The sequence below is a fragment of the Nocardia sp. CA-151230 genome, assembly GCF_050942175.1.
Taxonomy (GTDB): domain Bacteria; phylum Actinomycetota; class Actinomycetes; order Mycobacteriales; family Mycobacteriaceae; genus Nocardia.
In genome coordinates this window covers 323797-348427 of sequence record NZ_CP192061.1, presented here as the reverse complement: position 1 = coordinate 348427, position 24631 = coordinate 323797, and the positions used below count along the sequence as shown (strand labels likewise).

Here is a 24631-nt window from a genome sequence, read left to right as displayed (position 1 = left end):
CGAAACAGCCCCGGGCCTACTACCTCTCGGCCCGGGGCTGTTGTGTTCTCGTATCAGGAGGAGTCACGGTGTCCCTGCCCGTCGATATCTGGCTGAACGCGCCACTCGCCGAATCGGCTTCCCGCGCAGCACGATTGCGCGAGCTCGGGGTGGACGGGGTGTTCACCTTCGAGGGCGCGCACGACGTTTTCCTGCCCTTGACACTGGCCGCCACGTCCGGCGTCGACATCATGACCAATGTGGCGATGGCCTTCCCGCGCAGCCCGATGCACCTGGCGCACACCGCGTGGGATCTGCAGTCTTTGTCGGGCGGGCGGTTCCGGCTCGGGCTCGGCAGTCAGATCCGGACCCATATCGAGCGACGCTACGGCAGCACCTGGTCGGAGCCGGTGGAGCGAATGCGCGACACCGTGCTGGCGGTGCAGGCGATCCTGCGGGCCTGGCAGGACGGCGAGCGGCTGGACTACCGCGGCCGGTTCTGGCAGCACACGCTCATGACCCCGCAGTTCGATCCGGGGCCGAATCCCCATGGGGCGCCGCCGGTTCTGGTCGGCGCACTGGGGCCGCGGATGACCACCATGGCGGCGGAGGTGGCCGACGGACTGCTGGTGATGCCGTTCAATACCGAGCGCCACTTCCGGGAGCGGACCCTCGCCGCGGTCGCGCAGGGGCTCGGGGACTCGACCAGGCCCTTCGAGATCATCGTGGAAGCCATTGTGGCCATGGGCGATTCGGAGCGAGAACTGCTCGAGGCGCGCCGGTCGGTGCGAAACCTGCTGGCGTTCTACGGTTCCACGCCCGCCTACCGTCCGGTCCTGGAGGTGGAGGGCTGGGCGGAGCTGCAACCCGAGCTGAATTTGCTCTCGAAGCAGGGGCGGTGGCGGGAGATGGCCGGGCTGATCGAGGACCCGATGGTGGACGCGCTCACCGTCAGCGGCACACCGGCCGAATGCGCGGAGCTGATCCGTATCCGCTTCGGCGACAGCGCCGCCCGCGTTTGCTGCTACTTCCCGGGCTACCCGGTCACCGATGCCGCCATCGCCGACCTGGTGACCGCGCTGCACTCCTGAAGTTCCACATCGGGTGCCTGCCGCGGAGCCGCCCAAGACCATCGCGGCGGCGCTCATCGTCGGGTAGTTCCGCGAAAACTACCTGCTAGCAGGCATTTTCGCAATTACAAGATCTTGTTAAGGCCGTGCCAAGCGCGGCTCGGCATCGTTTGTGTCAACGCCGGAACACACCGGCGGACCCAACGAGCCACCATCCGGGGGTGGGAACGCTGGGGCCGACCCGTCTACGAGGGGTGGCGGGTCGGCCACAGCAAACCAACCAACCGGTACTCAATTGGGGACATGGCCTACCGCGAAGGGGGTGGTAGGCCAGCGCAGAACCCGCCGAGTCCGACCACGAGGGGTGTCGGACTGGGCGGGTTCTTTGTGTGGCAGGCTAACGGTTAGCGATCTTGTTCGTCCGATTTGTGGCCTTGCCCGCCCGGCACACGGCATCATGTAGGTAAGTGCGCCAAGCAGATTGGGATTGCCGATGGAAACCGTGGTCGTCTTCGTGCTGGCCTGCCTGATCTACTGGTGGGGCCTACTCTGACGTGGGAGTTTGCGCGACCGCGTACAGCGCGTCCGCGATGCGGCGGCTGAAGTGGTCGGCATCCTCGGTGCCGTGCGTGAGCGCGCGCATCAGGGTCGCACCCCGCAGGAATTCGAAGATCGCCTCGACATCGCAGGCATCGGCCGCCTGACCCGATTCGGCAGCCGCCATGAGCAGCTCGCGGAGCGCCTGAATCGTCGGCCGCTCGCCGCCGTCGAGCAGACGGCGGTAGCTCTCCCGATCGTCGTGATACTCCGAGAGCAGGCCGGGGATGGCCGAGCGGGCCGCCGGGTGCGCGGCGGCATTGAGGAACAGGCGCGTCCAGGCGAGTAGGTCGGCGCGCAGGTCGCCGCTGGGAACCGGGTGATTCTCGGTGTCCAGGGCGAAGATCGCATCCTCCACCAGGGCGCGCTTACCGGGCCAGCGGCGATAGATCGAGGTCGTGACGACTCCGGCGCGGCGGGCCACGGCCGCGATGGTGGTGGCCTGGTAACCGTCGCGAACCAGGAGTTCCTGGGTCGCGGTGAGCACCAGGGCGTCCAGCTGTGGGTCGCGTGGACGGCCGGGGCCCGTGCGGGCGGTCCCTGCTGCGGTCACGTGGTCTCCCTCGGTCGGGTCGGCGAACTTTTTCTGGAACAGGTTACATTCTCGCCATATTTGGAATACGCTACGGCTCGTATTCTAATTCAGTGTGGCCCAGGCCACCCCCTGTGAGAGGCATGTCGATGCTGACGCCCCAGGACGAACTGCTCGCCCACCAGCTCCCCACCACCTTCGACCACGTCCAGCAGAGCGATCTGCGCTGGACCGAACGCGTCGTGATGTACGGGTTCGACACCACCGGCGAGATCAGCGTGATGACCGGCATGGCGCGCTACCCCAACCGCAACGTGCTCGACGCGTATGCCATGGTCACCATCGGCAACAAGACCGCACACGTGGTCCGGCTGTCCCGCGAGATCGGCGGAAGGTACGACGGCATCGCCGACTGGGCCGTCGGGCCGTTCAAGTACGAGGTCGTCGAACCGCTGCACAAGGTGCGCGCCACCCTCGGCGACAACGAGCACGGCCTGCGGCTGCACCTCGACTTCGAGGGCCAGTTCCCCGCCTACGAGCAGGAACCCGCGTTCTTCCGCACCCGCGGCCGGGTCCGCGAGGACGCCCGGCGCTACTACCAGAACGGCCGCGTCTCCGGCTGGATCGAGGTCGAGGGCAAGCGCTACGAGATCGACCCGGAGACCTGGTGGTTCGGTCGCGACCACTCCTGGGGCACCCGGCAAGGCGGTGGCGGCGGCAGCCTCGGCGAGGGCGAGGGCCTGCAGCCCGGTGAAATCCCCGACGGCGTCCTCTACTACATGGGCATCTTCCAGTTCCAGGACGAGCTGGTGCACTTCGCGCAGCGCGAGACCGCAGACGGACAGCGCTGGCACTTCGAGGGCACGGTGCTGCCACCCCTGGACTCCGGCAAGCAGCCCACGCCGATCGTGACCACCGACCATGCGCTGAGCTTCCGCGACGACTTCCGCATCGTCAGCGGCGGCAGCTTCACCGTGTACTCGGCCGACGGCCGCAATCGCGAATTCACCATCACCCCGGTCTCCGACTTCTGGCCCGGCATCGCCGGATACGACTTCTATCGCGGGTACGCGTCGGGTCTGTGGCGCGGTGAGAACTGGAGCGAGGGCATGACCGTCGACCTCACCGACACCGCCGACCTGAAGCAGGCCAGCATGCTCAGCGAGACCTTCTGCCGCATCGAGACCGAGGGCAAGGTCGGCTATGGGCTGGTCGAAATGGTGTTCCTGGGTCGCAATACGCGGTACGGGTACGAGGGGTACTGACAGTGGGCACCACCCGAATTCCCGCCGAGCACCTGGGCGAGGCCCTGGGCCCCCTGGTGCGCACACATTTCCCGGGCTCGGGCACCGCGCGGGTTCGCAACCTGGCCCGCACCGAACGCGGATTCGCCACCGAGACCTACCTTTTCGAGGTCGAGGATAATTTCGGCACTGTGCCGCTGGTCATGCGACGGCCGCCCGACATGTCGCTGTTCCCGGACTACGACCTGCTGCGGCAGGTTCTGGTCATGCAGCGCCTCGCCGAGACCGACATCCCGGTGCCGACCGTCGCCTGGCTGGACCGCGGCGACAATTCGCTCGGCAGTCCGTATTTCGTCATGAATCGGCTGGAAGGCCGAGCGCCGAGTGACTATCCGTCCTATCACACGGCCGGGAACTACTTCGAGGCCACGCCCGAGCAGCGGGCCCGCATGTGGTGGGGGTGTGTGGACACCATCGCGGACATCAACCAGCTGGACTGGCGCGCACTGCGATTGAACTTCCTCGCCTTCCCACAACACGGGGCCGGAGTCATCGAGCAGGGCGTGAACTATCTCGATGCCGCGCTGAACTGGGCCTGTGAAGGCAATCCGCCGGAGACCTACCGGCGCGCCATCGGGTATCTGCGGGAGAACGTCTACGAGCCGGAGCAGGTCAGCCTGTGCTGGGGTGACGCTCGCATGTCGAACATACTCTACGACAACGACTTCCGGGTTCGCGGCGTACTGGACTGGGAGATCGCGCACCTCGGTGCGCCCGAGTCGGATCTCGCCTGGCTGCTGTTCCTGGACTGGGCCTGTAGCGAATACGAGGGCCATCCCCCACTGCCCGGCACCCCGTCGCGCGAGGAGACCATCGCCTATTACGAGAAGCGCACCGGGACCACCGTGCGCAATATCGACTACCAGGAGATCTTCTCCGCGGCGCTGCTGTCGATTCCGCTGCTGCGCATGTCGCATCGGGTCCAGCTGCCGCCGGAGATGAACATCACCGGGTTCTGCACCAGCCGGATCGAGCAGCTGCTCGGCTGACCGATAATCCTCGCGTGTTTCGCCCTGCCGGCGCTGTCGGGGCGAAACCGATTCCCGCCCTTCGGCTCCGCGCGGTCGATCGGCGACAAAGGGCACCGCGCCCCCGGCGATTCGCCGGGGGCGCGGTGTGCTCTTCCGGTTGTGGTCAGCGGGCGTCGACCATTGCGGCCTCGGACTCGGCCGGAACGCCTTCCGGCGCAGCCGGCTTCGCGCCCTTCATCAAGAAGAAGGCGACCACCGTGGCGGCCAGCACCGCCGCGCCGCCGGCGAGGAAGGTGTTGGACATGGCGTCGGTGAAGGCGTCGCGGGCCGCGGCCACCAGGCTGCCGTCACCGGTGGCGAAGGCGCCGGCGATGCCCTCCCGGGCCGCCGCCGGGGCATCGGCGGGCATGCCATCGGTGTAGGTACCGGCGAGCACCGCGCCGAGCACGGCGACACCGAGCGCGCCACCGGTCTGCTGGATGGTGTCGTTCAGCGCCGAACCCACACCCGCCTGCTCCGGCGGGATCGCCCCCATCAGCGCACCGACCGCGGCCGGCATGGCCAGGCCCGCACCGGCGCCGACCAGCGACATGGCCAGGGCGGGCAGCCAGAAGCCCGAATCGGAGGTCAGCGCAGCCAGGGCGCCGAAGCCGCCGGCCAGCACCAGCATGCCGACCAGGGCGACGGGACGCACGCCCAGCTTCTGCACCAGCGCGGCGCCCAGGCCGTTGAACACCAGCGCGGTCAGTGCGAACGGCGTGAAGGCGAGCGCCGTCTTGATCGGCGAGTAGCCGAGCACGAACTGCAGGTACTGGGTCAGCACCAGGGTCAGGCCGGCATTGGCGAAGGTGGCCAGCACCAGCGAGAAGCTGGATCCGGTGAAGACCCGGTTGCGGAACAGCTGCAGCGGAACCATCGGGTGCTCGGCCCTCAGTTCCCGAATCACGAAGGCCGCCAATACGACAACCGCGAGCACCAGCGTCACCCAGGTACCACTGAGGCCCTTGGCCGGGAACTCGATGATGGACCACACCAGCGACACCATGCCGACGATCGAGAGCACCATGCCCGGCAGATCGATCGGACGGGCCGGACCCTTGGATTCCGGCATCAGGGCGAAGGCGGCCACGATGGCCAAAGCCGCGATCGGCACGTTCAGCAGGAACACCGAACCCCACCAGAAGTGGTTCAGCAGTACGCCGCCCAGCACCGGGCCGCCGACCATGCCCAGCACGGACACACCGGTCCAGGCGGCGATCGCCTTGGGCCGCTCGTCCTCGTCGAACACCGTGATCAGGATGGACAGCGTGCTCGGCATGATGAGCGCGCCGCCCACCGCCATGATCACGCGGCCGGAGATGAGCATCCCCGCGCTGGTCGCGTAGGCGGCGATCAGTGAGGCCGCGCCGAAGAGCGCGAGCCCGAGCACCATCACCAACCGGCGGCCGAAGCGGTCCGACAGGCTGCCGGTGGTGAGCAGCAGGCCCGCGAAAACCAGGATGTAGGAGTCGATCACCCACTGCAGGGCCTGGGACCCGGCGTGCAGGTCGATCGCGATCTGCGGCAGCGCGACGGTGAGGACCATATTGTCGATCACCAGCACGAGCGTGGCCATGCAGAGTACGACCAGGATCAGCCAGCGCTTCGGATTGCGCTGCGCCGCAGGCGATGTCAACGGCCCGGTCACGTCTTCGGCAGTCATTTCAGGTCCCTTTCCAGAAGCTCTTCCGCACACTGTGCGGTGTTGTCGCACACTGTACGGTCTCCGTACACTGTTCGCAATCAGGAACGGTGTACGGCCGAGCGAACGGCGTTCTAGCTGGGGTTATGCTGTTCCGCAGACAAAGGAGGAAGAGCCATGGCGGCCAAAACCCAGGAGTTCTCGTCGGTGTGGACCCGCCCACAACGTGAGCGGCGCGACCAACCCGCCCTGAGCCGGGAACAGATCGTCAGCGAAGCGCTCGCCCTGCTCGATACCGAGGGCTACGACGCGCTCAGCATGCGCAAGCTCGGCAGCCGCCTCAATGCCGGCGCCACCTCGCTGTATACGCACGTCGCCAACAAGGACGAGATCCTGGAGTTGGTGATCGACGAGGCCTTCGGCGACGTCCGGATGCCCACCGCCATCGAGCCGGAGAATTGGCGCGCCGATCTGCTCGGCCTCGGGAAGGATGTGCGTGCGGCCGTCCTGCGGCATCCCTGGATCAGCATCGCCATCACCGGGGCCGGACTCGCCTACCTGGGCCCGAATCTGCTGCGCACGTCCGACACCATGCTCGCCATCCTCGAGGCCGCCGGGTTCGACGACGCCACCGCGGACCGTGCGTCCAACGCCATCTTCGCCTTCGTCCTCGGCTCCGCCGGAACCGAGACCGCCATGCTCACCAGCGTCGCGCGCAGCGGACTCGGCGAGCGGGAATGGTTCACCAGGATGATGACCGTGGCCGAACAGGCCGTGCAGGGCTATCCGCACGTCGCCAAGCGCTATGACGTCTACCGCGAGCTCGATCCCACGCAGTCGCGCGAAGACTTCTTCAACGCCGAACTCGAACTCATCCTCGACGGACTGGAGCTGCAGCGCAGTCGCGCCGAGGGTCGATGAGCCTGTCGCGCCGGATGATTCAGCCCAGTGCCGCCAGCCGCCGACGCTGGGCCGGAGTCTCCACGATCACCGAGCCGATTACCAGCACCGCGAGCGCGGTCAGCAGTGCGGCCACCGGAATGCGGGTGGCGATCGGCAGCAGCGCCACCACCGGCACCGCGGTTGCCAGGCGTATCAGTACGACCCGCTCGCGAATTCCGGTGAAGGCGGCCCGGGTCAGCGCCACCGAGACCAGATACATGATCACGCCACCGACGACACAGTCCGCGGCGGTGGCATTCGAATGCGCACTGCCGCCGGTCACCGCGATGCCCATGGACGCTCCGGCCAAGGCCAGGCCGAGCAGCAGCGGCAGGTGCCCGAAGGTGTAGAGGTGCAGCAGTTTTCCGGTGCGCGCCAGCTCGGTGTGCGATCCCGGGCGCATCCCGCTCCCATTGAAGTAGGACCACCACAGGCCCACGGTGAGCGCGAAGGCAGCGGCCGCGGTTACCGCCGCCCAGCCCGCGGTGTGTACGGCCGCCAGGCCATTGGTGAAGCCCAGCACGGATTCGCCCAGGATCACAATGGTGAAGAGTCCGAAGCGTTCTCGCAGATGGTCGGTCTCCTGCTCGACGCCGGCCAGCCGCCGGGTCACCACCAGCGGCAGGGCCAGCTCCACGAGCATGGCCAGCGTCCAGGCACCGTAGCGCAGCGGGCCGGCGTCGAAGGCGAGGCCGCCGAGCCAGCCCACCGCGCTCACGGCCGAACCCATTGTGAACGAACGGAATACGGCCTGCAGTGCGGGATTCCGCCGGGAATCCCAGGCGTACAACAGGGCGACACCGGCCCGGGCCACCAGGTACGCGAGAACGAATCCGGCGTCCACGCCCCGGCTCTGGCCGACCGCGCCCGCGAACACCGCCATGCCGACGATGCCGGTCAGCCCGAAACCGGTGAGCAAACGATGGGCCGCGGTATCCCGATCGGCCCGATTGGCGTGCACCGCGTACAGGACCCACGCCCACCACAGCGGCACGAACAGGCCGGCCGCCGCGGTCACCGATCCGGCGTCGGGGTGCGCGCCCACCCGATGCGTGATCTGACCGACCGCCGCCGCGAACACCAGATCCCCGAAGCATTCGAACCAGGTGGCCCGGCGCGGTGTGGTTTCCGGTGTGGCGGCGGAGCTTTCGAGCATGCCGACCAAACTACTGGCCGGTCAGCGACCCGTCGCGAGACTGGTGCCGCCATTGGCGTCGAGCACGACGCCGGTGATGAATCCGTTGGTGGCCAGCATGTGGATGGCGCGGGCGATGTCCGCGGGGCGGCCGACGCGGCCGACCGGGGTGGTCGCCACCAGGCCGTCGAACAGGGCGGTGCGCTGCGCCTCGGGAACCCGGTCCCACCACGGGGTGTCGATGACGCCCGGGGAGACGGCATTGATGCGCAGCGGGGCCAGTTCGACGGCGAGCGGCGGCACCAAGGCGTCGAGCGCGCCGTTGATGGCGGCCAGGCCCGCGGTGCCGGGGAAGGCCGAGCGGGACGAGCCCGCGGTCACCAGGGTGACCGAGCCCTGCGAATCCAGGTGTGGGAGCGCGGCTTTCAGGATGCGCACCTGCGGCCAGAACTTGCCGTCGAAGCCGGCGGCCAGCTGGTCCAGATCGAGGTCGGCGAAGGGACCGCTGCCGGCCGAGCCGCTCACCGAGATGACCAGGTGGTCGATGGTCCCGGCCTGGGCGAAGAAGGCGTCGACATCGGCCTGGCTGGTGGCATCCAGGGCGTAGCCGGTGGTCTTCCCGCCGATACGCGCGATGGAGGCGTCGAGCTTGTCCCGGCCGCGGCCGGTGATGACGACCTCGGCGCCGTCGGCCGCGAAGGCGGTGGCGGTGGCCTCGCCGATGCCGGAGCTGCCACCCATGACGACGACGCGCGGTGTTGTGGTCATTGTCGGAAACCCTCTCTGTCGCTGTCCGTTTATTCTTACGGAACTGACAGTCTCGACAACACTGTTGGCGAGACTTTTAGTCTCGACAAATCGGTGAGGTGCGTCACAGGAGGGCGATCATGGAAAGCACGGCGGCACAGCCCAATCCGGCGCGACCGCACACCGGGCGACGGCGCAACGAAGCCACCCGGCAGGCCATCCTCGATGCCTCGCTCCGGCTGCTCGGCGAATCCGACGGCGCCCCGGTCACCATCGACGCCATCGCGCGGGCGGCCGGCGTCGGGAAGCAGACCGTGTACCGGTGGTGGCCATCCAAGGGCGCGGTCCTGCTGGACGCGCTCACCGAGCGGTCGGCGCTCGAGGTACCGCCGCCGGACAGCGGCTCGCTGCGCACCGATCTGCGCACCCTCATGGCATCGACTTTCCTTGGCGCACAGAGCAGTTCGACCGCACCCGCACTGCGCACGCTGGTGCGCGAGGCGGCGCACGACCCGCATCTCGCGGAGCTGTTGCGGACCTTCACCGCACAGCGCCGGGCAGCGGTGCGGGCCGTGCTCGAGCGCGGGCGGCAGCGCGGCGAACTGCCCGCCGACGCCGATCTCGATCTGCTGATCGACCAGTTCTACGGGGTGTTCTGGTACCGCTTCATCCTCGGCCACGCGCCCCTGGACGACGCGCTCGCCGAACGGCTCACCGACTCGATGCTGCCCGGCCGCTGAAGAATTCGGCCGAGCGATCGGTCTGCGCCAGATGCCGCAGCGCGGCGATGAGCTCGTCACCGAGCACGTTTCCGACCACGACCGTCTCGGCCATGCTGTCGATATCGCCGCCCGAGGTCAGCACGGCCATATCCAGTTCGGCGATCGGCGCCAGGGCGCGGGCGTAGTCGTCGAGGCGGTCCGCGATATCGCTGTGGCCGAGCTGGCGCAGCGCGCCGACCACCTCGGCGGCGGCCGACACCGCCGGATTGCCGCGGCCGACGCGCCAGCCCAGGCGATCGAGCATGGCCTCCACCTCGGCGCGGGCGGCAGTGCGCGATTCCTCGTCGCAGAAGGCGATGCTGCGGGCGGCGGTGTGCTGGGCGACGCCGAGGATCTTGTGGGTACCGAGATCCGAATCGTCGAGGGCCGCGATCACTTCGCGCGCCGAGGCGATGGAGAGCCCGCCGACCTCGATGAGCGCCCGGATCAGCCGCAGGCGACGCAGATGCGCGTCGTCGTACTGCGCCTGGTTGTGGCCGGTCGCCTCCCCCTTGGGCAGCAGGCCTTCCCGCAGGTAGTACTTGATCGTCGGGGTGGACACGCCACTGGCCTTGCTCAGCTCCCCGATTCGCATCGGACCTCCTCGTCGCCGCGCGGGGCTCGCCCACCGAGCCACCATCATAGATAGCCGCGTTATAGACACCGCAGCTATCCGCTGCGCGGACAGGACGAAGGCCCGCGCCACAATTCGCGGCGCGGGCCTCGTGCGGGGTCCGGGAAAGCCCGGACTGTTCCGGGAGCCGGGTCAGAGCTGCTCGCGGACGCCGATCTCGATGCGCTTGCCGAGTTCGGCGTCGACACTCTTCCAGTAGTCGAAGACCCGGCTCAGGATCGGCTCGCGCACGCCGCCCAGGATGTGGCCGACGACATTGCCCACCAGGCGATCCCGCTCGGCGTCGTTCATGACCTCGCGGACCAGGGTGCCGGCCTGCGCGAAGTCGTTGTCCTCGCGGTGCTGGACATAGCCGGCCCGGATCATGGTCGGGTCGAACGCCCAGGCACCGTCGTCGATGGCGCGCGCCGGATCGGCGTGCGGGCCACCGAAGGAGTTGGGCGCGTACACCGGAACGCTCGCGGCATTGTGCGCGAAGCGCATGGCGCCGTCCTGCGAGTAGGAGTTCACCGGCGCGGCCTTGGCCCGGTTCGGCGGCAGCTGCTCGTGGTTCGCGCCGATGCGGTAGCGGTGCGCGTCGGCGTAGGCGAAGACGCGGCCCAGCAGCATCTTGTCGGGCGAGAAGGCAATGCCGGGAACCACATTCGAGGGCGTGAAGGCGGCCTGCTCGATGTCCACGAAGAAGTTCGCGGGGTTGCGGTTCAGGGTCCAGCGGCCGACCTCGATGAGCGGGTAGTCCTGCTGCGACCAGACCTTGGTCAGGTCGAACGGGTTGAAGCGGTAGTTGTCCGCCTCGGCGACCGGCATGATCTGGACCTTCAGGGTCCAGCTCGGGAAGTCGCCGCGCTCGATGGCCTGGTACAGGTCGCGACGATGGAAGTCGGCGTCCTTACCGGCGAGTTCGTCGGCCTCGGCCTGGGTCAGGTTCTTGATGCCCTGGTCGGTCTTGAAGTGGTACCTCACCCAGAAGCGCTCGCCGGCCTCGTTGATCCACTGGTAGGTGTGCGAGCCGAAGCCGTCCATGTGGCGCAGGGTGGCCGGGATGCCGCGGTCGCCCATGAGCCAGGTGACCTGGTGAGCGGTCTCCGGGCGCAGGGTCCAGAAGTCCCACTGCATGTTCGCGTCGCGCAGGCCGGAGCCGGGCAGGCGCTTCTGCGAGTGGATGAAGTCGGGGAACTTGATCGGGTCCTTGATGAAGAACACCGGGGTGTTGTTGCCGACGATGTCGTAGTTGCCCTCGGTGGTGTAGAACTTCACCGCGAAACCGCGCGGGTCGCGCCAGGTGTCGGGGCTGCCCTGCTCACCGGCGACGGTGGAGAAACGCACCAGCGACTCGGTGCGGGTGCCCGGCTGGAACAGCGCGGCCTTGGTGTAGCGGCTGACATCACCGGTGACCACCAGTTCGCCGAACGCGCCCGAGCCCTTGGCGTGCACCACGCGCTCGGGCACCCGCTCCCGGTTGAAGTGGGCGAGCTTCTCGATCAGATAGTGATCGTGCAGCAGGATCGGGCCCTGTGTGCCCGCGGTGAGCGATTCGTTGTCGCTGGGCACCGGGGCGCCGGTATTGGTGGTGGTCGCCTTGGTCATGTTTTCGAGCGTGCCGAGTTTTCTGGAACTAGTCAAGAAAAGTCGGCAGGGCGGTGAGTAAACAAAGGGATATACAGTCCAGCCGCGCAGGTTTGGCAAATATCTAGCGAAGAGTTATCGCGGGACCACTGGTGGCGCTGTCGGCGGATGGTACGGCGGCCGGGGGACGCCCGAGATCCACAGGAAGCTCCGCCGGCGCGGGAACCGGAATCGCGATACCGGCCGCCTGCCCGCCGGCCCGGGCCGTGGCCGCCTCGCGCGCGGCCTGGCCCCGGAGCTCATCCTGCTCGGCCAGCCAGGCGAGTTGCCAGCTCCGGGTTCCGCACCGGGCCCAGCAGGGACAGCTCCAGCTGCTGCTTGACGTGATCCATGCCGCCGACATCGGCGAGGGTCAGCTTCGGCCGCTCGAACAGGCCCACATCGCCCTCGGCGTACGGCTCGGGCCGCTCGTTCACGAAGGCCGGCTGGATGAGGTCGCCGACCTGCGCCTCGGCGGCGTCCCAGTCGTAGTCGGTGGCGGACGCCGCCACACCGTTCGCCGACGGGCCGGAAACCGATGTGGGCGTGCCTGATTCATCCGGTTCAGCCACGATCGCCGCACCCGCCAATGCCGCGGTGGACCGTTGCAGCAGCGCCGTCACCTGCTCGTTCCGCGGATCCTGGGCCAGCGCCGTGGCGCAGTGGGTCAGCGCCTCGGCGTGCCGGCCACGCGCGGCCGGCAGCTCGATCACACTGATCCGCACCGGCAGCAGCTCGGGATGGGAGTCGAGCACGGTCAGTAGGTTGGTGATCACCGGATCGTCGGTCAAGGCTCCCCCAGAGATGTGCAGACGTACTCGCCGAATGCTAAACGCTCGGGGTGACACCGGACACCATCGCGGGACCGTTGCCCAGATCACAGTCCCCGCCCCGGAATAGATCCGGCGGCCCCCGGGTTGACTCCCCTTGCCGGCGTCGGAACAGCCCCGGGCCGCACCCTTCGTCGCTACGAGCGACCACTCGCCGAGAGGCGCTTGTTGGGCGTCGGCTTCAACTTTCCGGTTGGCCTGAGCGGAATGCCCGCGACCGCCGCCCCTGGTTCGCTCAGGGGGTGACCGCGGCGCGGCCCGCCAGCTCCCGTAGTTCGTCGGCCGGTCGGCGACCGGAGAACTGCAGCAGATCCCGCACCACTTCGCGGGCGCGATGATCGGTGTGCACCAGTTCGGGGGTTAGTCGCTCGGCATTGAGCAACGCTTCCAGTGCCTCGCTCGCCTGCCGCCGCTGTGCGTGCGCGCGGGCCACATCGACCAGGAAGCGCGCCTGCCGCTCCGGAGACAGGATCGAGGCGTCGACGGTGCGCGCGGTATCGAGCGCCTCGCCGGCGTCGCCCAGTTCGACCGCCACGGCCACCGCGTGCACGGCGACCCCGGTCGGACCGAACTCGGTGTCGAAATCGTTGCGGCCCTCGCCCAGCCGGTCGGCGGCGGCCCGCGCCGCTGCCAGCCCGGTGCGGGCGGCCGTGCGATTCCCGTCCGTCGCCGCGATCACCGCAAGCATGAGCTGCAGAGATCCGTAGAGCGACAGCACTTCCGGCCGCGGCTGCTCGGCCGCCACCTGCGCGGCCAGCGCGGCCACCGACACCCGCGCCGCCTGCTCGGCCTGTTCCAGGCGTTGCAGACGCAGGAAAGCCTGTGCCATGCGATAGGTTCCGGCCACCACGCTGAGCGCGTCACCGGATTCTTCGGCCGCGGACAGTGCGCGATCGGCCGCGACCCACGCCGCGTCGACCTCCTCCTGGCGGGTGAACGCGGTCGCGGCCACCTGATAGGCGCGCGAGAGCAGGGTCAGCACCTCCGGCCGCCGCGCGGCATCCGCCCGCGCGGCGTGCTCGAGATCCGGAATCAGTTCCAGCAGACTGCTGCCCACCTCGACCAGCCGGGACTCGTGCGCCAGCTGCCAGGCCAGGTCCACTCGCTGTTGCAGCTCCGGCAGTTTCGCGGCCGCAGTGCTCATCTCGAGACTGCGATCGGCCTCGTCTCCGAAGAGCTGTTCCAGGGCGGGATGCCCGGTGAGCAGCAGCCGCAGCTGCTCGAATACCGCTGAGCCGGGCCGATGCCCGTCACCGCGGTCGGCGGCCATCGGTTCGGCCGCTTCGGGACGCAGATCGCGTACCGCCACTCCGAGCACGTCCGCCAGTCTTTGCAGAACGGACAGTCGCTCAACAGGCAGCACGTCTCGCTCGACCTGCGACACCCAGCTTTCCGAGCGCCGAATCGCCGCTCCCAACTCTTTCTGCGATAGTCCCCGCCGCCGGCGCAACTCCGCTACCCGTGCCCCAAGGGTACTTTCGGCCACCGGGTCAAACTCCTTCTGCCTGATCGGCTTTCCCGGCCGTCACCGCCCGCTTGTTTCGCCGATGTCTACCATGCCCTTCTCCTTCCGCCCTTTCCATCCAAAGGGGGATCTGTCGACAAGGATTCCAGACCGACCGAGCTTACGGCGCACAGTATGGAACATGGATTTTTCTTATTGCACCGCAATTTTTCTGTGTTTAACGTTTGAAGAGGACCCGTCGAACCAAACGGACGACAAGAGGTGGTCATGCCCGGCGAACTTCTCTTCTTCCTACTCGGAGCCGGAATCGGCGGCGCGGCAATGTGGTTCGCGGCGTGCGCCCTTGCGGCCACCAAGTATTCCTCCACTGCCGACGGAGCGACGGTGCAAAGCATCACCGCGCGCCTCGAACGCGAGGGTATCCGGAACTCGCGCTCGATGAAAGGTCAACCAGCTTCGCATCGGGCAACACCGAGATGACCGCCGCGCCGAAAACGACGAAGTCCATGTGCGCCTGCGGTTTCCCGGCGGAATGATCTTGGATTACCGCGCGGAACGCGCAATTGCCGAACGCCTCGCTGCGCAATTGCGACCGCATCGCATAGAAGTCACGATCGACGGGCTCCGGACCGATCGACTACCGCCGCTCCCCTGTGCCGAACTTTGGGCGGATTGACCGACTCCGGAGAGCCTATCGCATTGACACTCGGACAATATCCGAAAACGGACCGTGCACTTTCTTGTGCACGGTCCGTAGCGGATAGATCTGATCAGTTGTTCAAAAGAACTTCCGCGATCTGAATCGTGTTGAGCGCGGCGCCCTTACGCAGGTTGTCGCCGGAGATGAACAGCGCCAGACCGCGGCCGTCCGGCACACCCGGATCCTGGCGGATGCGGCCCACCAGCGACTCGTCGATACCGGCGGCGGCCAGCGGGGTGGGGACGTCGGTGAGCTTCACACCCGGCGCCTTCGCCAGCAACTCCTCGGCGCGCTCCACCGAAAGCGGCTGCGCGAACTCGGCATTGATCGACAGCGAGTGGCCGGTGAAGACCGGGACGCGCACACAGGTGCCGCTCACCAGCAGATCCGGCAGACCCAGGATCTTGCGGGACTCGTTGCGCAGCTTCTGGTCCTCGTCGGTCTCGCCGCTGCCGTCGTCCACCAGCGAACCGGCCAGCGGGATCACGTCGAAGGCGATCGGGGCCACGTACTTGTTCGGCGCCGGGAACTCCACGGCCGAACCGTCGTGCACGAGCTTCTCGGCATCGCCGATGACGGCGCGCACCTGCGAGGCCAGCTCCTCGACACCGGCCAGGCCGGAGCCCGACACCGCCTGGTAGCTGGACACGATCAGCCGCTGCAGCCCGGCCTCGTCGTGCAGCACCTTGAGCACCGGCATGGCGGCCATGGTGGTGCAGTTCGGGTTGGCGATGATGCCCTTGACCAGGTTGCGGGTGGCCTCCGGGTTCACCTCGGAGACGACCAGCGGCACCTCGGGATCCTTGCGCCAGGCCGAGGAGTTGTCGATGACGGTGACATCGGCGGCCGCGAAACGCGGAGCCTGCACCCGGGACATGGTGGCACCGGCCGAGAACAGCGCGATGTCCAGTCCGCTCGGGTCGGCGGTCTCGGTGTCTTCCACCACGATGTCACGGCCGCGGAACGGCAGCGTCTTGCCCGCCGAGCGCGCGGACGCGAAGAACCGCACCTCGTCGGCCGGGAAGTTGCGCTCCTCCAGCAGCTTTCGCATGACCGCGCCGACCTGACCGGTCGCGCCCACGACGCCTACACGCACACCCATGCCGCTACCGTCCCGTTCCGCCGTGCACGACCGCGACCTCGTCTCCGCCCAGATCGAACGCCGAGTGCAGCACCTTCACGGCCTCGTCCAGGTCGGTGTCCTTGACCAGCACCGAGATCCGGATCTCCGAGGTGGAGATGAGGTCGATGTTGATGCCGGCCTCGGCCAGCGACTCGCAGAAGGTGGCGGTCACGCCCGGGTGCGACTTCATGCCCGCGCCGACCAGCGACACCTTGCCGATGTGGTCGTCGTACACGACCTGGGAGAAGCCGATGTCGCCCTGGCGCTTGGTGAGCAGCTCGACGGCACGCGGGCCCTCCAGCTTGGGCAGGGTGAAGGTGATGTCGGTCTTACCCGTCTCCACCTTGGAGATGTTCTGCAGCACCATGTCGATATTGATCTCGGCATCGGCGACCGAGCGGAACACCTTGGCGGCGTAGCCGGGCTCGTCCGGAATGCCGACCACGGTCACCTTGGCCTCGCTGCGGTCGTGCGCGACGCCCGTGAGGATTGCTTGCTCCAAGGGGATGTCCTCCATCGATCCGGTAATCATGGTGCCCGTCTTGTCGGTGTACGAGGACCGCACGTGAACGGGCACGTTGTAGCGGCGCGCGTACTCGACGCAACGCAGCATGAGAACTTTCGAGCCACAGGCGGCCATCTCCAGCATTTCCTCGTAGGAGACGGTGTCCAGCTTCTGGGCGTCGGAGACGATGCGCGGGTCGGCGGAGAAGACGCCGTCCACATCGGTGTAGATCTCGCAGACATCGGCATTGAGCGCGGCGGCCAGCGCGACGGCGGTGGTGTCGGAACCACCGCGGCCCAGCGTGGTCACGTCCTTGCTGTCCTGGCTCACGCCCTGGAAGCCCGCGACCAGCACGATGGTGCCCTGCCCGAGCGCCTGCTGCACCCGGCCCGGGGCCACGTCGATGATCTTGGCATTGCCGTGCGTGCCGGTGGTGATGACACCGGCCTGCGAGCCGGTGAACGAACGAGCCTCGGCGCCCAGCGAGTGAATGGCCATGGCGACCAACGCATTGGAGATGCGCTCACCCGAGGTGAGGAGCATGTCCATCTCGCGGGCCGGGGCGGCCGGCGCGACCTGCTGGGCCAGATCCAGCAGTTCGTCGGTGGTGTCGCCCATGGCGGAACACACGACGACCACATCGTGGCCGAGCTTCTTGGTCTCGACGATCCGCTCGGCGACCCTCCGGATGCGCTCGGCGGTGGCGACCGAGGATCCTCCGTACTTCTGGACGACGAGAGCCACGGCGGAAATCCTCCAAGATCGACAAACTGCTGCTACCGACCCACAAGACTACCGGCCCAGGTCCACGACTTTTCGTCCCACCTCCTGTCGGCGGATTCCAGTCACCCGGCAGCTATTCCGGCGCCGACATCCGCACGCCCGGATCATGCTTGGCGACAAGGGCGTTGAACAGCCAGCCGTACTTGGTGTTGTGGAAGGCGGCGAAGCCCCACTCGCCGTCCCGCCGCACCGCGACGTACACGTTCACCTTGGTGTTGAAGCGGTTCCGGCGGCGCTTGCCCTTCACTACGGCGCCACGGCCGTGTACGACCGCGACATCCGGGGTGAGGAACCGCAGACCGGTGATCTCACCGTCGAGGCGGGTGCCCTTCATGTACTTGGCGAACAGCGGTTCGTGCGAGGCCCGGATCGCCTCGCGCCCCCGCAGCCGGGCGCCGAACCAGGTGACGTAGTCGGCGTCCGGCGTGAAGACCTCGGCGTAGGCGGCGGCATCCCCGTCCCCCCATGCCCGATTCGAGCGGTCGAACAGCGCGCGAACGGCGGTTTCGTCGGTGATCTGCTGCACGGTCATGACATCCCTCCCGAAGATATCTGAACGAGTCATCAATTGACTTGAGAAGTAGTTGACTCATTCAGATATTGTCCGAGTGAGACTATGCTGTCAAGGGATGAGCGAGAAACACGACGAGCTGGGCGCCGCCCTCACCTTCGCCGCCCAGCGCAGCGCCACCGACGCCGTGATGCTGCACGGGGCCATGGCCGACAAGCTCGGCCTGCACGTCACCGATCTGCGCTGCCTCAACACGCTGCGCATCGGCGGACCCGCCACCGCGGGCGAACTGGCCCAGCGCACCAGCCTCACCACCGGGGCCATCACCCGGATGATCGACCGGTTGATGAAGGGCGGATTCGTTCGGCGCGAACATGATTCGAAGGATCGGCGGCGGGTGATCATCACCGCCCTGGCCGACCGCATCGACGAGATCGCACCGCACTACGAGCTCCTGGCAACGGAATTCGCCAAGATCGCCCGCGATTATTCGGACGAGCAGTTGAAGCTACTGCTCGAGATCTTCAACCGGCTGCACGAGACCTCGATGGACGTCACCACCCGCATCCGCGAAAGCGATTGAGCAGGACCGGGACTCAGGCCCTGTCGAGCCAGGTGACCTGCGCGCCGTTGCCGAATTCCCGGCGCTGGGTGACCTGGAACCGGGCCGGGCTGAAGTTGCCGACGATCATGGGCAGGCCCGCACCGGCGATGACCGGGTAGCTCTTGAGGATCAACCGGTCGATCTCGTCGATCACCTGTCCCGCCAGATTTGCACCGCCGCAGAGCCAGATGTCCAGGCCCTCTTCCTTTTTCAGGCGCCGGACCAGTTCGGCCGGATCACCCGAGACGATCTCCACCTGCGGATTGCCGACCGGCGCGAGAGTGGTCGAGAAGACGTACTGCTTCAGGTGGTTGTACGGGCTGTCGGTTCCGGCGGCCAGGCCGGGTTCATAACTGCCGCGCCCCATGAGGACCGTGTCGATCTGCCGGTTCGGCGTATCGATCGGCATGCCGACCAGTTCGCGAACGTGGGTCGGGACCGTCTCCGGCATGGCCTCGGTGAACCAGGCCACCATGTCGTCACCGGTCGGATAGAAGTCGTATTCCCCCTGCGGACCGGCGATGTAGCCGTCGAGGGAGACCGCCACGTAGTAGACGAGCTTTCGCATGGTTTACCGCCTTGTTCATAGTACTATGTCCGTAGTGATTACTAACGTAGTACTACACATGGAGTGGTGTCAATGGTTCGGACGAATCCGGAACGACGCAATGCCCTGATCGACGCGGCCATCGAAGTACTGGCACGCGACGGCGCGCGCGGACTCACCTTCCGCGCGGTCGACAAGGAGGCCCGGGTGCCCGCGGGCACGGCCTCGAACTACTTCGCCAATCGCGACGAACTTCTGATCCAGGCCGGGCACCGTTTCTATGAGCGGCTACAACCCAGCAAGGAGACGATGGACCACCTCTTCACCGGCCCGCGCACCCGCCAGACCATCGCGGAACTGATGACGGAGACCGTCTCCCGCATCACCGGGTTCCGCACCGGCTACCTCGCCCTGCTGGAACTGCGACTGGAGGCCACCCGCCGCCCGGAGCTGCAGGCGATCCTCGCCGAACGGGTGCGCGCGGACCTCGATTTCAATGTCCGCAACCATCTGGACTCCGGCCTGCCCGGCGACGCCGACTCGGTGACGCTGCTCTACCTGGCCCTGAACTGGCTGATCGTCGAAAGACTCACCCTGCCGGACATCTTCACCGACGAGGAGGCGGCGCGGCTGGTGCGCATGGCGGTCGAACGTGCCATCCCGACCTTGTGACGAGCATCACCAGAGGCGAATAATCCCAAGTATGCGAGCAAGTGTCGGTGATCATCTGGTCATCCATGGGCGCAATGTCGGACTCCCCGATCACACCGCGGAAATTGTCGAGGTGCGCGGCGCGGAAGGTGAACCGCCATACGTGGTGCGGTTTGCCGACGGCCGTACGAGCCTGGTGTTCCCGGGCCCGGACTCGGTGGTGGAGCGGGGCTGACGACACCCGGTCACAACCCCTTTCGGCCGCGTTAGCCCAAGATTTTCCGATCACGCCCCGGCGTGACCGGATAGCCCTGCCGAGCAGGGAAATCGGGACTTACCAGACCGACCAGTCGGTCAGAAGCGAGGGGTAGCACAGTTGACTCTCCGAGCGACCCTGGTCACAATCGGTGCCCGGATGGAAGGGTAGATATGAGAACGAAGACTGATCACCGGTTCGTCATCGACATCGATCCCGGACAGGTGATGGATGCGTTGCTCATGGTCGAGCAGATGCCCGACTGGTCCCCCTCCCATCAGGACGTCCGGGTCGCCACCCGCGACAAGCGCGGCCGCCCCAAGCGCGTCTACGTGTCGGCCAACCTCATGGGCCGCCCCGACCGGCAGGTCGTCGAGTACACCTGCACCGAGAACCGCGTCGAATGGCGAGTTTCCGAATCCAGCGCCGGCGCCGGCGGCAAGGGCTGGTTCGACCTGGGTGAAACCGAGGACGGCGCCACCGAGGTCTGGTACCACTCCGAGGTCTACCTGCCGATTCCCGCGCCCGGCATGCTGCTCAAGCGCACCGCCCGCCGCGAGGGCGACACGATGATCAGCAACTTCATCGCATTCGTCGAATCCGTCACCGGCGTCCAAGGACTCGCCGACGTGGAGGAAGCGCCCTACACCGAGTCGGCTGCTTTCGAGCAGCCCGGTCAGGTCCAGCCCGGGTACGCCCAGCCGGGCTACGCGCAGCGCCTGGACTACGGCCGCAATTTCGAGCCCGGCTTCGGCACCGCCTAGGCGGGCCGCGAACACTTCGCAGCTGATCGCGAGCAGCGAACATTCGTGATCGGCACTGCCTTTCGCGCCGCGCATTGGGCAGTATGTCCCTCATGCCCGGTCCCGTACGCACCCGCATGATGCCCGTCGCCGAGGACGCCTCGGTGACGCAGCTGGAACTGTTCTTCGACCTGGTGATCGTCTTCGCCTTCACCATGGTCACCGACTTCGCCGCGCACGACACCACCGCGGCCAATCTGCTGCGCGCACTGCTCATTCTGGCCATGCTGTGGTGGGGCTGGATCGGCTACTCCTGGCTCGGCAATGTGGTCAAGGCCGATGAGGGCATCGCCCGGGTGGCCATGTTCGTGGCCATGGGCGCGGCGTTCATCATCGCGCTCACCATTCCCGAGTCCTTCCACGATCTGCCGGGCGGCTGGTACGGGCCGCTGGTGTTCGTCATCGCGTACCTGGCCGTCCGGCTGGTCCACCTGACCGTGTTCTGGATGGCCAGCAGCCACGACGCCCAGCTACGCCGGCAGGTGATCCGCTGGGCCGCAGGCTCACTCAGCGTGGCCAGCGTGCTGCTGGTGGCCGGCGCGCTCACCACCGGGACCGCGCAGCTGGTGCTGTGGCTGGCGGCGCTGGTCTGGGACATGGGCTGGACGTTCTTCGCGGGCAACGAGTGGCGGCTCTACTCGCCCTCGCACTTCGCCGAACGGTACGGGCTGATCGTCATCATCGCGCTGGGCGAATCCATCGTGTCCATCGGCGTCGGCGTGGCCGGGCTGCCGATCTCCTGGTCCATCACCGTGGGCTCGATGCTGGGCCTGGGCGTGGCGGGCCTGCTGTGGTGGGCGTACTTCGATGTGGCCGCGCTGGTCGTGGAGCACGCGATGCATCGCGCCGGCGGCGAGCGCCGCATCCAGATCGCGCGCAACTGCTACACCTTCTGGCACTTCCCGATGATCGCCGGAATCGTGGCCATGGCACTGGGTTTGAAGAAGGTGCTCAACTACGTGGGTGGGGCGCAAGGACATTCGCTCAGCGACGAGCTGCACGGGATCCCACTGTTCGCGCTGTACGGCGGCGTGATCGCGTACCTGGTCGCCCTGGTCGGGTTCCGGCACTACGCGACCGGCAAGGTGCTGGTGCCGCGACTGGTGGCGGCGGCGGTGCTGCTGGCCCTGATTCCGCTGGCGTCGGCGGTGCCCGCACTGGCCGCGCTCGGCATGCTCTGCGCGGTCCTGCTGGCGCTCATCGTGTTCGAGGTGGTGCGGTATGCCCAGCCGCGCGATCTGATCCGGCACGGGCTCGACTGAGGCCCTCGGACACCCGGCCGGCAACGGCTCAGGGGCGCGGGGTGAGCCGGTTGTCGATGGCCTCCGGCACCCGTTCCCCCGAATTCACGGCCTGGCGGATCTGATTGATGTTCTCGCGCAGGGCATCCGCCACCAGCTCGTCGGTGCGCGGATCAGCGAGCACCTGCTGCACGACGCGGAAACTGGCGTCGGCGATGCCGCGAATCATCTCCTCGTGGAACGGGACATAGCGCACCTTCCCCAGCTGGGGATCATTGCGGATCACCTCGAGGATCATCTGGTCGATCTCGGAACGGTTCTCCTCCAGCGCATTCGCGATATTGCGGGTGTACCTGCCGCACCGCAACACCTCGGCGACCTCGTCCAGCACGGCCACCGTGATCGGGCGCTCGATGGCCTCGACGATGGCGCCGATCGATCGGTTCACCACGGCCGCGGTGATCCGGTCACCGAACGCGCGGTCGGCCACCCGGCCCACCCGCACCGCGATCACCACGATGCGCAGCAGCCGGAAACCGCGGAAGAAGGGACTGGTCACCGGGACCATGCCGAGGACCTCGTACCAGTAGATGAAGGGGAAGGTCCAGCTCCAGCCCTCACGTCGCCAACGCCACAGGAATTCGGCGAGGAACACCGCGCAGATGCTGTAGTCCGTGATGCGGATCGTCAGGTAGGTGTGATCGGAGACCGGGAAGAACGTCACCCAGGTGACGAGTGCCACCGAGACCACCGCGAGTCCGAGCATGACGAAATCGGTCCACAGGGTGGGGGGCTTGTGGGGGAATTCATTCTCATCCGCAGCGCCGGGCTCGATCACGACGTCCCCTTCCTCATCGAACGGTCCCGCCAGCGTAGTCGGCGCAAATGACCGCGAGGCGGGCTTCCAGGGGCCGGGCGGCCGGGCAGGCTACTTCCCCGCCCGGATGATCGCCTCGATATTGCGTTCCGCCACAGCGGTGATGGTGAGCGACGGGTTCACCGTCGCGGTGCTGCCCGGGATGCCGGCGCCGTCCATGACGTACAGGCCCGGATGACCGATGACCCGGCCGTAGGCGTCGGTCGCCTGCCCCAGCACCGCCCCGCCCAGGGGGTGCGCGGTGAAGAAGCCTTGCGCGTCGAAGCCGATCGGCGTGTAGTTCACCAGTGAGCGGTCGGCCTGCGCCACCCGTTGATCGACCGCGCGGCAGGCGGCGACCACCTGATCCTGGGCCGCTCTGGACCAGCTCAGTCCCACAGCGTTGCGGCCGGCGTCGTAGCCGAAGCGGGCCCGGGTCGGATCCAGCGTGATGCCGAGCGAGGCGATGGCGCCGGTGTCCACCGGAATGCCCGGCACATACCAGCTTTCGAGGTGCAGCGGCATGCCCGAGTCGTCGAAGATACGGCTGGCACTGGGCACGCCGCCGCCGGTCATGGACAGCGAGCTGACGCTGCGGGCCAGCACCACATCGCCATTGGTGCCCCAGCCGTCGCCCACGTGCTCGTTGAGGTTGGGCAGGGTGCCGGTGGCCTGGGCGCGCACCAGCAGTTCGGAGGTGCCCACCGAGCCCGCGCCGAGGAACAGGCGGTCGCAGGTGAGGGTTCGGGTGCCGAGCACCTGACCGCTCGGGGCCAGCTTGGTCACCGTGACCACGTACCTGCCGCTGCCGTCCTGGCCGATGGCATCCACCCGGTGGCCCGGGTAGATGGCCGAGCGGCCGGTGCCCTCGGCGTAGCGCAGGTAGTTCTGGTTCAGATCGAACTTGGCGCCATTGGAATTCCCGAGATTGCTGCGCGACGCGGTGGCCGAGGCCCTGCTGGCGCCCGCCAGCTCCGCGCGGATCACATCCCAGTTGAAGATCGAATCATTGGCCTGCGGTTCATAACCCGCGGCCCGCACCTGCTGATCCCATACCCGCGAATGGGTGAAGGGCACGGAGGCGTACACGTCCGGCGGCATGGCGGATAGCCGCAGCATCTGGCGGACCCGCGGGTAGTAGACCGAATCGAGTTCGTCGTAGTTCACCACGCCCCCGAAGACCTGGTCGAACAGGTGCCGCGGCGGCGCGACCATGGCGCCGCTGAACACGATGGACCCGCCGCCCACCGCGGCCGCGCGCCACACGTCGATGCCCGGATACTCCGTGACATCCAGTACGCCACCGAAATCCGAGCACGGCATGGGCACCTTGGTGATGCCGGTGAAGCTGGTTCGATGCCAGAAGCCGCGCCCGTCGGGCAGGTCGTCGCCGGTGAAGATCTCCCGCCACGGGTCGTTGGGCCAGCGCGAACCACGTTCGAGCACACTGTTCTGCACGCCCGCCTCGGCCAGCCGCAGCGCGGTCACCGCGGCCCCGAAGCCGGAGCCGATGACGATGGCCTCGCTGTGTTCAGGCGGATCCGGCAGCGGCGCAAAGATTTCCGGTACCCACGCCTGGTAAAGCGCGTTCCACAATGGATTGGCCGAAGCCGGTCCGGCGCCCCGAACCGCGGTACCCGTCCCGACACCTGCCAGCAGAGCCGCCGAAACGGCAGCCTTCAACACGGCGCGCCTACGCAAGCGGCCACCTCCCTCATCACGCATGGCCGCGCGCGAGACTACCGGTCGGTCGGCAACGCCTCAACAGCTTGGTGAGAGATCACCACCGAGATATGCG

At 67.5% G+C, this 24631-nt stretch carries 24 protein-coding genes; 10 read left to right on the top strand and 14 right to left on the bottom strand.

Features of this window, described 5'->3' with window-relative positions:
* Positions 1-74 precede the first annotated feature (74 nt).
* The gene (locus ACQP1O_RS01480) at positions 75-1070 is read left to right on the top strand and encodes a TIGR03617 family F420-dependent LLM class oxidoreductase (protein ID WP_433567542.1); all 996 of its coding nucleotides are present in this window, start codon (positions 75-77) and stop codon (positions 1068-1070) included.
* A gap of 523 nt (positions 1071-1593) precedes the next feature.
* On the opposite strand, the gene ACQP1O_RS01475 is transcribed toward ACQP1O_RS01480, so the two are convergent.
* Positions 1594-2199, bottom strand: coding sequence for a TetR/AcrR family transcriptional regulator (locus tag ACQP1O_RS01475; RefSeq protein ID WP_433564147.1), 606 nt, complete (start codon positions 2197-2199; stop codon positions 1594-1596).
* A gap of 128 nt (positions 2200-2327) precedes the next feature.
* On the opposite strand from ACQP1O_RS01475, the gene ACQP1O_RS01470 reads away from it, so the two are divergent.
* Together ACQP1O_RS01470 and ACQP1O_RS01465 are read left to right on the top strand one after the other, a co-directional pair.
* A complete protein-coding gene (locus tag ACQP1O_RS01470) occupies positions 2328-3443 on the top strand; it encodes a hypothetical protein (protein ID WP_433567541.1) in 1116 nt (371 codons plus the stop codon).
* A 2-nt stretch (positions 3444-3445) separates the two neighbouring features.
* Complete coding sequence (locus ACQP1O_RS01465) at positions 3446-4471, top strand: phosphotransferase family protein (protein ID WP_433564146.1); 1026 nt, start codon at positions 3446-3448, stop codon at positions 4469-4471.
* Between the two features lie 145 nt (positions 4472-4616).
* Here ACQP1O_RS01465 and ACQP1O_RS01460 read toward each other — a convergent pair whose 3' ends face one another.
* Positions 4617-6155, bottom strand: coding sequence for an MFS transporter (locus ACQP1O_RS01460; protein WP_433564145.1), 1539 nt, complete (start codon positions 6153-6155; stop codon positions 4617-4619).
* Between the two features lie 156 nt (positions 6156-6311).
* On the opposite strand from ACQP1O_RS01460, the gene ACQP1O_RS01455 reads away from it, so the two are divergent.
* On the top strand, positions 6312-7055 hold the full coding sequence (locus ACQP1O_RS01455) for a TetR/AcrR family transcriptional regulator (RefSeq protein ID WP_433564144.1): 744 nt from the start codon (positions 6312-6314) through the stop codon (positions 7053-7055).
* Between the two features lie 19 nt (positions 7056-7074).
* Here the strand turns inward: ACQP1O_RS01455 and ACQP1O_RS01450 are convergent, their stop codons facing one another.
* A complete protein-coding gene (locus ACQP1O_RS01450) occupies positions 7075-8232 on the bottom strand; it encodes a low temperature requirement protein A (protein WP_433564143.1) in 1158 nt (385 codons plus the stop codon).
* 21 nt (positions 8233-8253) lie between these two features.
* On the bottom strand, positions 8254-8979 hold the full coding sequence (locus tag ACQP1O_RS01445; protein WP_433564142.1) for an SDR family oxidoreductase: 726 nt from the start codon (positions 8977-8979) through the stop codon (positions 8254-8256).
* A 119-nt stretch (positions 8980-9098) separates the two neighbouring features.
* On the opposite strand from ACQP1O_RS01445, the gene ACQP1O_RS01440 reads away from it, so the two are divergent.
* On the top strand, positions 9099-9698 hold the full coding sequence (locus ACQP1O_RS01440) for a TetR/AcrR family transcriptional regulator (RefSeq protein WP_433564141.1): 600 nt from the start codon (positions 9099-9101) through the stop codon (positions 9696-9698).
* Here the strand turns inward: ACQP1O_RS01440 and ACQP1O_RS01435 are convergent.
* The 7 genes from ACQP1O_RS01435 to ACQP1O_RS01405 form a co-directional block, all read right to left on the bottom strand.
* Positions 9670-10314, bottom strand: a complete 645-nt coding sequence (locus tag ACQP1O_RS01435; RefSeq protein WP_433564140.1) for a MerR family transcriptional regulator — start codon at positions 10312-10314, stop codon at positions 9670-9672. The genes ACQP1O_RS01440 and ACQP1O_RS01435 overlap by 29 nt on opposite strands.
* A gap of 171 nt (positions 10315-10485) precedes the next feature.
* Positions 10486-11940, bottom strand: a complete 1455-nt coding sequence (locus tag ACQP1O_RS01430) for a catalase (protein ID WP_433564139.1) — start codon at positions 11938-11940, stop codon at positions 10486-10488.
* A gap of 278 nt (positions 11941-12218) precedes the next feature.
* Positions 12219-12749, bottom strand: coding sequence for a hypothetical protein (locus ACQP1O_RS01425; protein WP_433564138.1), 531 nt, complete (start codon positions 12747-12749; stop codon positions 12219-12221).
* 274 nt (positions 12750-13023) lie between these two features.
* Positions 13024-14274 carry a helix-turn-helix domain-containing protein gene (locus ACQP1O_RS01420; protein WP_433564137.1) on the bottom strand — a complete coding sequence of 417 codons (1251 nt, stop codon included), beginning with the start codon at positions 14272-14274 and terminating at the stop codon, positions 13024-13026.
* 749 nt (positions 14275-15023) lie between these two features.
* Positions 15024-16055, bottom strand: coding sequence for an aspartate-semialdehyde dehydrogenase (locus ACQP1O_RS01415; RefSeq protein ID WP_433564136.1), 1032 nt, complete (start codon positions 16053-16055; stop codon positions 15024-15026).
* 4 nt (positions 16056-16059) lie between these two features.
* Positions 16060-17325 carry an aspartate kinase gene (locus ACQP1O_RS01410; RefSeq protein ID WP_433564135.1) on the bottom strand — a complete coding sequence of 422 codons (1266 nt, stop codon included), beginning with the start codon at positions 17323-17325 and terminating at the stop codon, positions 16060-16062.
* Positions 17326-17437: 112 nt separating this feature from the next.
* A complete protein-coding gene (locus ACQP1O_RS01405) occupies positions 17438-17896 on the bottom strand; it encodes an SgcJ/EcaC family oxidoreductase (RefSeq protein ID WP_433564134.1) in 459 nt (152 codons plus the stop codon).
* Between the two features lie 97 nt (positions 17897-17993).
* Here ACQP1O_RS01405 and ACQP1O_RS01400 point away from each other — a divergent pair, with 97 nt between their 5' ends.
* Positions 17994-18458: a MarR family winged helix-turn-helix transcriptional regulator gene (locus ACQP1O_RS01400; RefSeq protein ID WP_433564133.1), complete on the top strand. Its 465-nt coding sequence runs from the start codon at positions 17994-17996 to the stop codon at positions 18456-18458.
* Between the two features lie 13 nt (positions 18459-18471).
* On the opposite strand, the gene ACQP1O_RS01395 is transcribed toward ACQP1O_RS01400, so the two are convergent.
* The gene (locus ACQP1O_RS01395; protein ID WP_433564132.1) at positions 18472-19047 is read right to left on the bottom strand and encodes a dihydrofolate reductase family protein; all 576 of its coding nucleotides are present in this window, start codon (positions 19045-19047) and stop codon (positions 18472-18474) included.
* A 72-nt stretch (positions 19048-19119) separates the two neighbouring features.
* On the opposite strand from ACQP1O_RS01395, the gene ACQP1O_RS01390 reads away from it, so the two are divergent.
* The 4 genes from ACQP1O_RS01390 to ACQP1O_RS01375 all read left to right on the top strand — a co-directional run bounded on the left by ACQP1O_RS01390 (position 19120) and on the right by ACQP1O_RS01375 (position 21998).
* Positions 19120-19698 carry a TetR/AcrR family transcriptional regulator gene (locus ACQP1O_RS01390; protein WP_433564131.1) on the top strand — a complete coding sequence of 193 codons (579 nt, stop codon included), beginning with the start codon at positions 19120-19122 and terminating at the stop codon, positions 19696-19698.
* Positions 19699-19729: 31 nt separating this feature from the next.
* Entirely contained in the window at positions 19730-19912 is a 183-nt protein-coding gene (locus ACQP1O_RS01385; RefSeq protein WP_433564130.1) for a DUF1918 domain-containing protein, read from the top strand.
* A gap of 194 nt (positions 19913-20106) precedes the next feature.
* On the top strand, positions 20107-20697 hold the full coding sequence (locus ACQP1O_RS01380) for an SRPBCC family protein (protein WP_433564129.1): 591 nt from the start codon (positions 20107-20109) through the stop codon (positions 20695-20697).
* A gap of 92 nt (positions 20698-20789) precedes the next feature.
* Complete coding sequence (locus ACQP1O_RS01375) at positions 20790-21998, top strand: low temperature requirement protein A (protein ID WP_433564128.1); 1209 nt, start codon at positions 20790-20792, stop codon at positions 21996-21998.
* A 28-nt stretch (positions 21999-22026) separates the two neighbouring features.
* Here the strand turns inward: ACQP1O_RS01375 and ACQP1O_RS01370 are convergent, their stop codons facing one another.
* Both ACQP1O_RS01370 and ACQP1O_RS01365 read right to left on the bottom strand, forming a co-directional pair.
* Entirely contained in the window at positions 22027-22815 is a 789-nt protein-coding gene (locus ACQP1O_RS01370) for an ion transporter (RefSeq protein ID WP_433564127.1), read from the bottom strand.
* A gap of 90 nt (positions 22816-22905) precedes the next feature.
* Entirely contained in the window at positions 22906-24558 is a 1653-nt protein-coding gene (locus ACQP1O_RS01365) for a GMC oxidoreductase (RefSeq protein WP_433564126.1), read from the bottom strand.
* Positions 24559-24631: the final 73 nt, after the last annotated feature.

Coding starts and splice junctions, on each gene's coding strand:
- ACQP1O_RS01470 (WP_433567541.1), top strand. CDS start 2,328: ATGCTGACGCCCCAGGACGAACTGCTCGCCCACCAGCTCCCCACCACC.
- ACQP1O_RS01460 (WP_433564145.1), bottom strand. CDS start 6,155: ATGACTGCCGAAGACGTGACCGGGCCGTTGACATCGCCTGCGGCGCAG.
- ACQP1O_RS01455 (WP_433564144.1), top strand. CDS start 6,312: ATGGCGGCCAAAACCCAGGAGTTCTCGTCGGTGTGGACCCGCCCACAA.
- ACQP1O_RS01450 (WP_433564143.1), bottom strand. CDS start 8,232: ATGCTCGAAAGCTCCGCCGCCACACCGGAAACCACACCGCGCCGGGCC.
- ACQP1O_RS01445 (WP_433564142.1), bottom strand. CDS start 8,979: ATGACCACAACACCGCGCGTCGTCGTCATGGGTGGCAGCTCCGGCATC.
- ACQP1O_RS01440 (WP_433564141.1), top strand. CDS start 9,099: ATGGAAAGCACGGCGGCACAGCCCAATCCGGCGCGACCGCACACCGGG.
- ACQP1O_RS01435 (WP_433564140.1), bottom strand. CDS start 10,314: ATGCGAATCGGGGAGCTGAGCAAGGCCAGTGGCGTGTCCACCCCGACG.
- ACQP1O_RS01430 (WP_433564139.1), bottom strand. CDS start 11,940: ATGACCAAGGCGACCACCACCAATACCGGCGCCCCGGTGCCCAGCGAC.
- ACQP1O_RS01415 (WP_433564136.1), bottom strand. CDS start 16,055: ATGGGTGTGCGTGTAGGCGTCGTGGGCGCGACCGGTCAGGTCGGCGCG.
- ACQP1O_RS01405 (WP_433564134.1), bottom strand. CDS start 17,896: ATGACCGTGCAGCAGATCACCGACGAAACCGCCGTTCGCGCGCTGTTC.
- ACQP1O_RS01400 (WP_433564133.1), top strand. CDS start 17,994: ATGAGCGAGAAACACGACGAGCTGGGCGCCGCCCTCACCTTCGCCGCC.
- ACQP1O_RS01395 (WP_433564132.1), bottom strand. CDS start 19,047: ATGCGAAAGCTCGTCTACTACGTGGCGGTCTCCCTCGACGGCTACATC.
- ACQP1O_RS01390 (WP_433564131.1), top strand. CDS start 19,120: ATGGTTCGGACGAATCCGGAACGACGCAATGCCCTGATCGACGCGGCC.
- ACQP1O_RS01385 (WP_433564130.1), top strand. CDS start 19,730: ATGCGAGCAAGTGTCGGTGATCATCTGGTCATCCATGGGCGCAATGTC.
- ACQP1O_RS01380 (WP_433564129.1), top strand. CDS start 20,107: ATGAGAACGAAGACTGATCACCGGTTCGTCATCGACATCGATCCCGGA.
- ACQP1O_RS01375 (WP_433564128.1), top strand. CDS start 20,790: ATGCCCGGTCCCGTACGCACCCGCATGATGCCCGTCGCCGAGGACGCC.
- ACQP1O_RS01365 (WP_433564126.1), bottom strand. CDS start 24,558: ATGCGTGATGAGGGAGGTGGCCGCTTGCGTAGGCGCGCCGTGTTGAAG.